A 12,292-nucleotide genomic window follows, 5' to 3' on the forward strand; every position below is an offset into this window, starting at 1 on the left:
AGATGACTCGCTCGTGCGAGGCATCCGACCCGTGCGAGGCATCCGGCCCTCGCGAGCCGTCTCCCCGACCAGTGCGTCGCCGCACCCGTACGCCCTCGGGAGGAGAACTGCGCCTCGGGAGGAGATCCCGCTGGAGATCCTCCTCCCGAGGGGATATCTCCTCCCGAAGGACGCAGGGCCCCGCGGCAGAGTCAGGATGCCGGCAGCAGTGCCCCGCCGAAGAAGTCCCCCAACTGGTCCGTCGCCTCCAAGGGCAGGATCGCGGCGACGTACTGGTCGGGACGCACCACGACCACGACGCCGTCGCGCGACAGCTCCCGCGCGTCGAAGATGTCGGTCTCCGTCCACTTCGACGGCCCCGCCGCATAGACCTTCTCCCAGTCGGTGAGCCCGAGCGGACCGGTCTTCGGCTGGAACAGAGCCGGAGTCGAGGTCACCTCGATCTCTTCATACGGCTGCTGGTAGATCGCCTTCACATCGAACACCGCATCGGTGTCGGCATCTGCGGGCGTGAACCGTTCGAAGACCGGCGCAGCTGCGGCCGCCCACGCGTCGAGCGTCGCGGCTTCGCGGCCCGCGAAGGCGTACACGCGCCAGCGACCGTCGGCCTTCGCGTGGTGGCCGAGGTGGATCGCGTTGCCGTCGCCGACCCTCACGACCTCGGCGGACTTGAAGCGCTTGCCGAGCGGGTAGCCGACCGCGAGACTCTGATGCGCGTCCGAGCCGGTGATCATCGACGACGTGTACTGGGTCATGAACCCGGAGGGGAACTCGGCCGTGGCGAGATAGTACGTCGCGAGGTCGGTCGGGTCGGTGATCTCCGAGGGCTTGCGCGCCATGAGCGTCGACCACTCCCGGTCGAAGTCGATGAGCTGCTGGGCGACGGGCCGACGCTCGGCACCGTATGTCGCGAGCAGCGCCTCGGGCGCGCGCCCGGTGAGCACCGACCCGAGCTTCCACCCGAGGTTGAAGCCGTCCTGCATCGACACGTTCATGCCCTGCCCCGCCTTGGCGCTGTGCGTGTGGCAGGCATCGCCCGTGAGGAACACTCGCGGCGTGCGGCCCGACCCGTCGATCACGTCGTCGAACCCGTCGGTGACCCGGTGCCCGACCTCGTAGACGCTGTGCCAGGCGACCTCCTTCACATCGAGCGTGTAGGGGCTGAGGATCGCGTTCGCCTTGGCGATGATCTCGTCGATCGGCGTCTGGCGCACGCGGTGGTCGTCGTCCTCGGCGACCTCGCCGAGGTCGATGTACATGCGGCTGAGGTAGCCGCCCTCGCGAGGGATGTGCAGGATGTTGCCCGCCTCCGAGTTGATCGCGCACTTGGTGCGCCAGTCGGGGAAGTCCGTGTTGACGAGCACGTCCATGACACCCCAGGCGTGCGCGGCGCTGCCGCCGACGTGCGTGCGTCCGATCGCCTGGCGTACGCCGCTGCGCGCGCCGTCGCACCCGGCGACGTACTTGGCACGGATCGTGCGCTCCTCCCCCGCCCGCTCACCCGCGACGTAGCGCAGCGAGACCTCGACCGGGTACTCGCCCTCGTCGTGCACGGTGAGTCCTGCGAACTCGATGCCGTAGTCGGGGGCGATGCGGCCAGGGCCGTTCACCGCGGCCTCGGCGAAGTAGTCGAGCACGCGCGCCTGGTTGACGATCAGGTGCGGGAACTCGCAGATGTCGTAGGCGTAGTCGGCGGTCCGCGAGGTGCGGACGATCTCGTTCGGCCGCTCGGGGTTCGGGCCCCAGAAGTTCATCCAGCCGATGTTGTAGGCCTCCGCGATGATGCGCTCGGCGAAGCCGAACGCCTGGAACGTCTCGACGCTCCGCGGCTGGATGCCGTCTGCCTGGCCGAGCACCAGACGACCCTCGCGCTTCTCGATGATGCGCGTCGAGACATCGGGGTATTGCGACATCTGGGCGGCGAGCAGCATGCCGGCGGGGCCGGAGCCGACGATCAGCACATCGATCTCGTCGGGGATGTCTGCGGGCCGCTCGGTGCCGATGCCTGCGGCATCCTTCACACGCGGGTCTCCCGAGACATAGCCGTGGTGGTGGAACTGCATCGTCGTCGATTCCTTCCGGACGTCACTGTCGGGTGTTGCGATCGAATCGATCGTGTTCTATATTCGAACACGACGTTCTACTATTGAACACAGCTTAGGGACGCCTGTCCCGAAACGCAAGGGAGCGCACGCATGCCCGAAGGCACTCCGGCCTCGCAGACCCTCAGCCGCGGCATCCGGATCCTCGAGGTGCTCGCCGATGCGCGGATCCCGCTCACGATCGACGAGATCGCCGTGAGACTCGACGTCCATCGCTCGGTCGCATACCGGCTGCTGCGCACGCTGGAAGACCACCGGCTGATCGGGAGAGACGCGTCAGGCGCTGTGACGCTGGGCCCGCGCATGGCAGCGCTGGCCGCCGGCGTCGCCCACGATCTGCAGGCCGAGGCGATCCCCGAGCTGACCGCGATCGCGAACGAACTCGGCATGACCTGCTTCCTCGGCGTGCTCGACGGAGACGACTGCATCACACTCGCGAGCATCGAGCCTCGTCACGCGATCGCGAGCGTCGCACAGCGGCCGGGCGCCCGGCATCCGGTCACGGTGGGGGCACCTGGCAAGGCGATCCTCACGCAGCTTCCGATCTCGCAATGGCCGGGTGATGCCCGCGCGGCCCTGCACGCAGAGGTCGACGAGGCGCGGGTGCGCGGATATGCGACGAGTCACGACGAGGTCATCCCCACCGTGCAGTCGGTCGCCGTGCCGCTCGCGCTTCGCGGTCAGCGCCCTGCGGCGATCGCGGTCGTGCATGTCGCCACCGACCTCGACGACGCGGAGATCGCGGCGCGTCTGCGACGCTCTGCAGCATCGATCCGCGAAGCCCTCGACGGCTGAGTCGCAGATGCGCCGAACGCACGCCCGCGAGGCGGACGTGCGTTCGGCGTGAGGGCGTGCGTCAGACCTTGGCGAGCCCACGGATCGGGCTCACCGACTGCTCCTCCTCGTGATCCGGACCCAGGGGGATGCCGGAGCGATCACGCAGCAGCAGCGTCGCGATGAGGCCGAGCAGCGTCATGCCGGCGAGGTACCAGGTGACGGCCTGCGTCGAACCGGTGGCCTGCACGATCGCGGTCGCGATGGTCGGCGCGAACGCCCCGCCGGCGATCGCGCCGATGGCGTACGAGATCGAGACGCCCGAGAAGCGGATGCTCGCAGGGAAGAGCTCGGTGTAGAGAGCCGCCTGAGGTCCGTACGTGAAGCCGAGACCGATCGTCAGGATCGCGAGCCCTGCGAAGAGCAGCCCGATGTCGCCGGTGTTGACGAGCGGGAACAGCGCGAACACACCGACGAGCTGCATCACCCAGCCGATGATGTAGGTAGTGCGTCGGCCGATGCGGTCCGACAGCCACCCTGCGATGAGAGTCGTGATGAGCCACGTGACGGCCGACCCGGTGACCGCCCACAGCACAGGTCCGCGCTCGAGGCCGATCGGGCCCTCGGGGTTGGTGGCGTATCCCTGGATGTATCCACCGGTCGTCATGTAGCCGACCGCGTTGTTGCCGGCGAAGACGAGTGCAGCGACGATCACGAGCAGGAGGTGCTTGCGGAACAGCTGCACGATCGGCATGCTCGCCTTCTCCTTGCGCTCCGCGAGCTCGATGAAGACCGGGCTCTCCTCGACCTTCCGGCGCACGTAGTAGCCGACGAGGATCAGGACGACGCTCAGGAGGAACGGGATGCGCCAGCCCCACTGCAGGAACTGATCTCCCGGTGCGATCGCCGTCATCAGCGCCATCACTCCCGACGCGAGCAGCAGGCCGAGCGGCACGCCGATCTGCGGCGATGCGCCGAAGATCCCGCGCTTCGCCTTGGGAGCGTGCTCGACGGCCATCAGCACCGCGCCGCCCCACTCGCCACCGGCCGAGATGCCCTGCAGGATGCGCAGCAGCACGAGCAGGATCGGCGCAGCGACACCGATCGCGTCGTATGTCGGCAGCACACCGATGAGGGCGGTCGCGGCACCCATCAGGATCAGGGTCCACATGAGCACGGCCTTGCGGCCGAACTTGTCACCGTAGTGGCCGGCGAGGAACGCCCCGAGAGGACGGAAGAGGAAGCTCACGCCGACGGTCGCGAACGCGACGATGGCGCTGTTCGCTCCGAGCGGCTCGAAGAACAGCTGCCCGAAGACCAGGCCGACGGCCGTGGCGTAGATGAAGAAGTCGTACCACTCGACGGTGGTGCCGACGACGGTGGCGAAGACGACGCGGCGCCGATCCGCCGGTGTCGCGATGGTTCCGGTGGGCGTGAACCCAGCCTGTGACTGCCCGCTCATGGGGTGTCTCCTTTGATTGTGACCGCATTGTCACGGCTCGCGCACGAGGTGTTCGAGTTGCTTGCCGAGGGGTGACACGATGATATATGATTTCGAATACGACGCACAAGGCGTCGACCAAAGCGCGAGGAGGCGCCCCGTGACGGCATCCATGACCCGCCCCGGCAAGATCATCGCGATCCACCTGAGCTACGCCTCCCGTGCCGATCAGCGCGGCCGTCGCCCCGCAGCCCCCTCCTACTTCTTCAAGCCGGCCAGTTCGGTCGCCGCCTCGGGCGGCACGGTCGAACGCCCGGCCGGCACGGAGCTCCTGGCCTTCGAGGGCGAGATCGCGCTCGTGATCGGGACCCCCGCGCGTCGCGTCTCGCTCGACGACGCCTGGAGCCACGTCGGCTGGGTCACCGCCTCGAACGACCTGGGGCTCTACGACCTGCGCGCCAACGACAAGGGCTCGAACGTGCGCTCCAAGGGCGGCGACGGCTACACGCCTCTCGGCCCGGAGCTCATCGACGCCCGCACCGTCGATCCCGCCGCACTGCGCGTGCGGGCCTGGGTCAACGGCGACCTGCGTCAGGACGACACCACGGCCGGACTCATCTTCCCTCTGGCTCAGCTCGTCGCGGATCTCTCTCAGCACTTCACGCTCGAACCCGGCGACGTCATCCTCACCGGCACCCCCGCTGGGTCCTCCGTGATCGTCCCGGGTGACGTGGTCGAGATCGAGGTCGATGCACCGGATGCCCCGGGCGCGCCGTCCTCCGGCCGCCTCGTCACGACCGTGACGCAGGGAGACGTGCCCTTCGACGCCGATCTCGGATCGCTTCCGGCCGTCGACGACCTGCAGCGCACCGAGGCCTGGGGGTCGCGTGAAGCGGCCGGCCTGCCCGCCGAGGCGACAGCGCCGGCCCTCTCCCCCGAGCTGCGCGCCAAGCTGCTCGAGGCCCCCACCGCAGGCCTCTCGGCGCAGCTGCGCAAACGAGGACACCACTCGTGCTTCATCGACGGGGTGGCCGCGAACATCCCGGGCAGCAAGATCGTCGGCACGGCCAAGACGCTGCGCTTCGTCCCGTTCCGTGAAGACCTCTTCAGGACCCACGGAGGCGGCTACAACGCCCAGAAGCGCGCGTTCGACGCCGTCGACCAGGGCGAGATCATCGTGATCGAGGCCCGCGGCGATGCGACCACAGGCACGCTCGGTGACATCCTCGCGCTGCGCGCTCGTGCCCGCGGCGCCGCCGGCGTCGTCACCGACGGCGGTGTGCGCGACTTCGACGCGGTCGCCGAGATCGGGCTCCCGGTGTTCTCGCAGGGCGCGCACCCCTCGGTCCTCGGCCGCAAGCACGTGCCGTGGGACTCCGACATCACCATCTCCTGCGGCGGCGCGACCGTGCAGCCCGGCGACATCATCGTCGGCGACAGCGACGGCGTCATCGTCATCCCGCCTGCTCTCGCCGAGCAGATCGCCGACGACACTCTCGCGCAGGAGATCGAGGACGCCTGGATCGCCGAGCAGGTCGCGGCCGGGCAGCCCGTCGACGGGCTGTTCCCGCTCAATGCGGAATGGCGCGCCAGATACGAAGCCGCGACGGGCGCAGGGTCCGACACCGAGTCCCGCTCATGACCACGGTCGCGAACTCGAGCAAATCGGAGCAGGCGTACGTCTGGATCCGTTCACGCATCTCCGGCCACACGTTCGGCCCCGGCTACCGCCTCGTTCTGGGGTCGCTGGCCGAAGAGCTCGGCATGAGCGTCGTGCCGGTGCGCGAAGCCATCCGCCGCCTCGAAGCCGAAGGCCTCGTGACCTTCGAGCGCAACGTCGGCGCCCGCGTCACCCTCGTCGACGAGAGCGAGTACGCGCACACCATGCAGACGCTCGGGCTCGTCGAAGGCGCGGCCACCGCCCTCTCGGCACCGCTGCTCGACTCCGAGACGCTCGATGCGGCCGAGGCGGTCAACGAGCGGATGACGCAGATGCTCGGTCACCTCGATGCGCACGCGTTCACCGAGCTCAACCGGCAGTTCCATTCGCTGCTCTTCGAGCCGTGCCCGAACCCGCATCTGCTCGACCTCGTCCACCGCGGCTGGGCGCGACTGTCCGGCATCCGCGACTCGACGTTCGCCTATGTGCCGGGCCGCGCGCAGCACTCGGTCGAAGAGCACACCCAGATCCTCGAGCTCATCCGAGCGGGTGCCGACCCGCTCGAGATCGAACTCGCCGCCCGCAACCACAGGCTGCGCACGAGGGATGCGTTCCTCGACGCGCTGCACGCCCGTTCTCACCACAACTCAGGAGACGAGTCATGACCGATTCCCGCATCCCCGCCGATCTGCCCGACCACATCCAGCACTACATCGACGGCGCGTTCGTCGACTCGGTCGACGGCGACACGTTCGATGTGCTCGACCCCGTGACCAACAAGACCTACACGACGGCCGCCGCCGGCAAGAAGGCCGACATCGAGCTCGCCGTCGCCGCAGCGAAGCGCGCGTTCGACGAGGGCCCGTGGCCACGGATGCTCCCCCGTGAGCGCTCGCGCGTGCTGCACAGGATCGCCGACCTCGTCGAGTCGCGCGATGCCCGTCTGGCAGAGCTCGAGTCCTACGACTCGGGCCTCCCGATCACCCAGGCCCTCGGCCAGGCCCGCCGCGCCGCCGAGAACTTCCGCTTCTTCGCCGATCTGATCGTCGCGCAGTCCGATGACGCCTTCAAGGTGCCCGGCAAGCAGATGAACTACGTCAACCGCAAGCCGATCGGCGTCGCGGGGCTCATCACGCCGTGGAACACGCCGTTCATGCTCGAGTCATGGAAGCTCGGCCCCGCACTCGCGACCGGCAACACCGTGGTGCTCAAGCCCGCCGAGTTCACACCTCTCTCCGCGTCGCTCTGGGCCGGGATCTTCGAGGAGGCCGGTCTGCCGAAGGGGGTCTTCAACCTCGTGAACGGCCTCGGCGAGGATGCCGGAGACGCGCTCGTGAAGCATCCGGACGTGCCGCTCATCTCGTTCACGGGCGAGAGCTCGACCGGACAGCTGATCTTCGGCAACGCCGCCCCGTTCCTCAAGGGACTCTCGATGGAGCTCGGCGGCAAGTCGCCCGCCGTCGTCTTCGCCGACGCCGACCTCGAAGCGGCTGTCGACGCCACGATCTTCGGTGTCTTCTCGCTCAACGGCGAGCGCTGCACCGCAGGATCCCGCATCCTCGTCGAGCGCTCGATCTACGAGGAGTTCGTCGAGAAGTACGCCGCGCAGGCGAAGCGCGTCAAGGTCGGCTACCCGCACGACCCCGCGACCGAGGTCGGCGCCCTCGTGCACCCCGAGCACTACGACAAGGTGATGAGCTACGTCGAGATCGGCAAGACCGAGGGTCGGCTCGTCGCCGGTGGAGGACGCCCCGACGGGTTCGACGAGGGCAACTTCGTCGCACCGACCGTGTTCGCCGACGTCTCGCCCGACGCCCGCATCTTCCAGGAGGAGATCTTCGGCCCGGTCGTCGCGATCACGCCGTTCGACTCCGACGATGAGGCGCTGGCCCTCGCGAACAACACGAAGTACGGCCTCGCCGCCTACATCTGGACGAACGATCTGAAGCGCGCGCACAACTTCGCGCAGTCGGTCGAGGCCGGCATGGTGTGGCTGAACAGCAACAACGTGCGCGACCTGCGCACCCCGTTCGGCGGCGTCAAGGCCTCGGGCCTCGGCCACGAGGGCGGCTACCGGTCGATCGACTTCTACACCGACCAGCAGAGCGTGCACATCACGCTCGGCGGCGCTCACAATCCGACCTTCGGCAAGAACTGATCAAGGACCCTGACATGACCGACAAGACTGCGAAGACGCTGACCTCATCGGGCTACTACGTGAGCCAGGAGGCTCCGATCCAGACCGACAACCCCATCGCGACGCCCGAGAGCACGCCGCCGGATGTGCTCCGTTGCGCCTACATGGAACTGGTCGTGACCGACCTCGCCGCCTCGCGGGTGTTCTATGTCGACGTCCTGGGCCTGTACGTCACCGAGGAGGACGACGAGGCGATCTACCTCCGCTCGACGGAGGAGTTCATCCACCACAATCTCGTGCTGCGCAAGGGCCCGATCGCCGCAGTCGCCGCGTTCTCCTACCGCGTCCGCGACGCCTCCGACCTCGACCGGGCCGTCGCGTTCTATGCCGAGCTCGGCTGTGACGTGCGCCGCAACCCCGACGGCTTCGTCAAGGGCGTCGGCGACTCGGTGCGCGTGGTCGACCCGCTCGGCTTCCCGATCGAGTTCTTCCACCAGTCCGACCACGTCGAGCGGATGTCGTGGCGCTACGACCTGCACATCCCAGGCGAGCTCGTGCGTCTCGACCACTTCAACCAGGTCACCCCCGACGTCCCCCGTGCGGTCAAGTTCATGCAGGATCTGGGCTTCCGCGTCACGGAGGACATCCAGGACGACGAGGGCACCGTCTACGCGGCGTGGATGCGCCGCAAGCCGACCGTGCACGACACGGCGATGACCGGCGGCGACGGACCGCGCATGCACCACGTGTGCTTCGCGACCCACGAGAAGCACAACATCCTCGCGATATGCGACAAGCTCGGAGCCCTGCGCCGCTCCGACGCCATCGAGCGCGGCCCCGGCCGCCACGGCGTCTCGAACGCGTTCTACCTGTACCTGCGCGACCCCGACGGCCACCGCGTCGAGGTGTACACGCAGGACTACTACACCGGCGACCCCGACAACCCCGTCATCACGTGGGACGTGCATGACAACCAGCGTCGGGACTGGTGGGGCAACCCGGTCGTGCCCTCCTGGTACACCGAGGCCTCGCTCGTGCTCGACCTCGACGGCAACCCCCAGCCCGTCGTGGCTCGCACCGACGACTCCGAGATGGCCGTGACGATCGGGGCGGACGGGTTCTCGTACACCCGCCCGGACGACGACAAGGACATGCCCGAGTACAAGCAGGGCGAGTACAAGCTCGGTCACCAGCTCTGAGACGCTCCGTGCCCCGCTCGTCGAGCGGGGCACGGAGCACCGAGACGAAACGCACCCACAGGAAGCAGGAACCGATGCTGTCAGCAGACACCGTCGCGCAGATCGCCGCGGAACTGGCCGAGGCCGACCGGAACCACGCGGTGATCCGGCGCATCACGGCGCGCCACCCCGAGGCCAGCGTCGAGGACTCGTATGCGATCCAGGGCGTGTGGCGCGATTCGCAGATCGCCGCAGGGCGTCGTCTCGTCGGTCGCAAGATCGGGCTGACGTCGAAGGCGATGCAGCAGGCCACGGGCATCACCGAGCCCGACTACGGCGTGATGTTCGACGACACCGTCTACGAGTCCGGCGCCGAGATCCCGGTCGACCACTTCTCGAACGTGCGCATCGAGGTCGAGCTCGCGTTCGTGCTCAAGCATCCGCTCGAGGGTCCTGACTGCACGCTCGAGGACGCACTCGCGGCGATCGACTACGCGGTTCCGGCGCTCGAGGTGCTGAACTCGCACATCGAGCTCGAGGGCCGGACGATCGTCGACACGATCAGCGACAACGCCGCGTACGGCGCGATGGTCCTCGGCACGGTGCGCAAACGCCCGGACGAGATCGACCTGCGCTGGGTGCCCGGGGTGCTGTCACGCAACGGCGAGATCGAGGAGACCGGCGTCGCGGCCGGTGTGCTCGGTCATCCGGCGACAGGTGTGGCGTGGCTCGCGAACAAGTTCCACCAGCACGGCGCGCGGCTCGAGGCCGGGGAGATCATCCTGGCAGGATCGTTCACACGCCCGATGTGGGTGTCGCGCGGCGACGAGGTGCTGTGCGACTACGGACCGATGGGAACGATCGCATGCCGCTTCATCTGAACCCCTCCTTCCGCGAGCATCTCGCCGCCTCCGACCGATCGCTCGTCGGGATGTGGGCGTGCTCGGGCAGCCCGCTCGTCACCGAGGTCGCCGCCGGATCCGGTCTCGACTGGCTGCTCATCGACATGGAGCACTCGGCCAACACGCTCGAGTCCACTCTGCTGCAGCTGCAGGTCGCGGCCGCCTACCCCATCGTCCCCGTCGTGCGCGTCCCGTTGAACGATGCCGTCGCGATCAAGCAGGTCCTCGACCTCGGTGCGCAGAACATCATCGTCCCGATGGTGTCGTCTGCCGATGAAGCGCACGCCGCGGTCGCCGCGACGCGCTACCCGCCGCACGGTGTGCGCGGAGTCGGCAGCGCGCTCGCCCGCAGCGCCCGCTGGAACCGCGTCGACGGCTACCTGCAGGATTCGGCACGGCACACCTCGCTGACCGTGCAGATCGAGACGAGGGCCGGAGTCGACGCCGCCGCCGAGATCGCGTCGGTCGACGGCGTGGATGCGGTGTTCGTCGGCCCGTCCGACCTCTCGGCATCGATGGGGCTCCTCGGCCAGCAGACGCACCCTGATGTCGTCGGCGCGGTCGAGCGGGTCTTCGCTGCAGTCAAGGGCGCGGGCACTCCCGTGGGCGTGAACGCCTTCGACCCCGCCACCGCCGATTCGTACATCGCAGCCGGCGCCGATTTCGTGGCCGTCGGCGCCGACGTGGCGATGCTCGCACGAGCATCCGAGGCTCTCGCCGCGCGCTTCATCCCGGCCTCCGACGACGCCGCCCGCGCCAGCTACTGACGCCGACCGCCCGGCCAGGGGCGTGGCAGGATTGACGGATGCAGAGAAGCGAGGCGCCGTCATGATCCGCGCCCTCGCCGCGATGCAGGACCGCGGATTCCGCTGGTTCTTCCTCGCCCGAGCCATCACCCTGATCGCCGGCTCGATGTCGTCGATCGCTCTCGCCTTCGCGGTGCTGGAGATCGACAACGATGCGCGATCGCTGTCGCTCGTGCTGGCTGCCTTCACGGTCAGCAACATCGTGTTCCTGCTGTTCGGCGGGGTGATAGCCGACCGGCTCCCGCGCGCGCTGATCATCCAGTCCTGCTACGTCATCGACATCATCACGGTCGGGGTCATGGCCGCGCTGCTGTTCACCGGCACGGCCACGGTTCCGCTGCTGGCGCTGCTCTCCGTCGTCAACGGCGCATCGACCGCGTTCGTGCTGCCGGCGATGCAGGGCATCATCCCGCAGCTGACCTCTGCTGAGCACCTGCAGCAGGCCAACGCCATGCTCTCGTTCGTGCGCTCGGCGACGACGATCGGCGGGCCGATCATCGCGGGCATCGTGGTCGCCACCGCAGGGCCCGCCTGGGCGATGGTCGTGCAGGCGATCGGATGGGTCATCGCGATCCCCGTTCTCGCGATGGTGCGGCTGCCGCCACCCGATCACGGCGGCGGGACCACGATGTTCCACGACCTCCGCGTCGGCTGGCAGGAGTTCTGGAGCCGCACGTGGCTCTGGGTCATCGTGATCGCGTTCATGGTGATGAACGCGATCCACATCGGGGCGTGGGGTGTCGTCGGCCCGTACATCGCGAAGAACGACGAGCGACTCGGCATCGCGGGCTGGGGGTGGGTCGTCAGCGCCGAAGGCGTCGGCATCCTGCTGATGACCCTCATCCTGATGTGGCTGCCCCTGAAGCGACCGCTGCGCTACGGGATGATCGGCATGGCCGCGTTCGCGATTCCCCTGACCGTTCTCGGGGTGCACCCGGCCGTGGTCCTCCTGGCGATCGCCGCGTTCATCGCGGGTGCCGGCGTCGAGCTCTTCAGCACCGGCTGGAATCTCGCGATGATGGAGAACATCCCCGGAGACAAGCTCTCGCGCGTCTCGAGCTACGACATGCTCGGCAGCTACGTCGTGATGCCGATCGGCACTCTCGTGTACGGCTGGCTGATCACCCACAGCGACGTCGAGACGGTGCTCGTCACCTCGGCGATCCTCTATGCGTCGATCGCCGTCGCAACGCTGATCGTGCCCAGCGTGTGGCGCATGGGTCGGCCGGCAGGTGCCCTCTCCGCACAGGAGAAGTTGGCGGATTCATAGCAATCCGGGCGAGACTGTGGGC

At 68.3% G+C, this 12,292-nt stretch carries 10 protein-coding genes; 8 read left to right on the forward strand and 2 right to left on the reverse strand.

Annotation, left to right across the window (positions count from 1 at the left end):
• Window positions 1–191 precede the first annotated feature (191 nt).
• Window positions 192–2,063 carry an FAD-dependent monooxygenase gene (locus OPU70_RS08305; protein ID WP_498557512.1) on the reverse strand — a complete coding sequence of 624 codons (1,872 nt, stop codon included), beginning with the start codon at window positions 2,061–2,063 and terminating at the stop codon, window positions 192–194.
• Between the two features lie 132 nt (window positions 2,064–2,195).
• Here OPU70_RS08305 and OPU70_RS08310 point away from each other — a divergent pair, with 132 nt between their 5' ends.
• A complete protein-coding gene (locus OPU70_RS08310) occupies window positions 2,196–2,897 on the forward strand; it encodes an IclR family transcriptional regulator (RefSeq protein WP_042539356.1) in 702 nt (233 codons plus the stop codon).
• Between the two features lie 61 nt (window positions 2,898–2,958).
• On the opposite strand, the gene OPU70_RS08315 is transcribed toward OPU70_RS08310, so the two are convergent.
• Entirely contained in the window at window positions 2,959–4,338 is a 1,380-nt protein-coding gene (locus tag OPU70_RS08315; protein ID WP_498557513.1) for an MFS transporter, read from the reverse strand.
• Between the two features lie 151 nt (window positions 4,339–4,489).
• Here OPU70_RS08315 and OPU70_RS08320 point away from each other — a divergent pair, with 151 nt between their 5' ends.
• The 7 genes from OPU70_RS08320 to OPU70_RS08350 all read left to right on the forward strand — a co-directional run bounded on the left by OPU70_RS08320 (window position 4,490) and on the right by OPU70_RS08350 (window position 12,270).
• A complete protein-coding gene (locus OPU70_RS08320) occupies window positions 4,490–5,959 on the forward strand; it encodes a fumarylacetoacetate hydrolase family protein (protein ID WP_498557524.1) in 1,470 nt (489 codons plus the stop codon).
• Window positions 5,956–6,642: a GntR family transcriptional regulator gene (locus OPU70_RS08325; protein ID WP_042539350.1), complete on the forward strand. Its 687-nt coding sequence runs from the start codon at window positions 5,956–5,958 to the stop codon at window positions 6,640–6,642. Before OPU70_RS08320 ends, OPU70_RS08325 begins: the two co-directional genes overlap by 4 nt.
• Window positions 6,639–8,135 carry a 5-carboxymethyl-2-hydroxymuconate semialdehyde dehydrogenase gene (hpaE, locus tag OPU70_RS08330; protein WP_498557514.1) on the forward strand — a complete coding sequence of 499 codons (1,497 nt, stop codon included), beginning with the start codon at window positions 6,639–6,641 and terminating at the stop codon, window positions 8,133–8,135. The genes OPU70_RS08325 and hpaE overlap by 4 nt, the downstream gene beginning before the upstream one ends.
• A 14-nt stretch (window positions 8,136–8,149) precedes the next feature.
• Window positions 8,150–9,313 carry a 3,4-dihydroxyphenylacetate 2,3-dioxygenase gene (gene hpaD / locus OPU70_RS08335; protein ID WP_475123512.1) on the forward strand — a complete coding sequence of 388 codons (1,164 nt, stop codon included), beginning with the start codon at window positions 8,150–8,152 and terminating at the stop codon, window positions 9,311–9,313.
• 74 nt (window positions 9,314–9,387) lie between these two features.
• Window positions 9,388–10,173: a fumarylacetoacetate hydrolase family protein gene (locus OPU70_RS08340; protein ID WP_475123511.1), complete on the forward strand. Its 786-nt coding sequence runs from the start codon at window positions 9,388–9,390 to the stop codon at window positions 10,171–10,173.
• A complete protein-coding gene (locus OPU70_RS08345; RefSeq protein ID WP_498557515.1) occupies window positions 10,158–10,961 on the forward strand; it encodes an HpcH/HpaI aldolase family protein in 804 nt (267 codons plus the stop codon). The genes OPU70_RS08340 and OPU70_RS08345 overlap by 16 nt, the downstream gene beginning before the upstream one ends.
• Window positions 10,962–11,022: 61 nt before the next feature.
• Window positions 11,023–12,270, forward strand: a complete 1,248-nt coding sequence (locus OPU70_RS08350) for an MFS transporter (RefSeq protein ID WP_079112422.1) — start codon at window positions 11,023–11,025, stop codon at window positions 12,268–12,270.
• Window positions 12,271–12,292 lie beyond the last annotated feature (22 nt).

The organism is Microbacterium sp. SWDP-B6 (assembly GCF_059803615.1).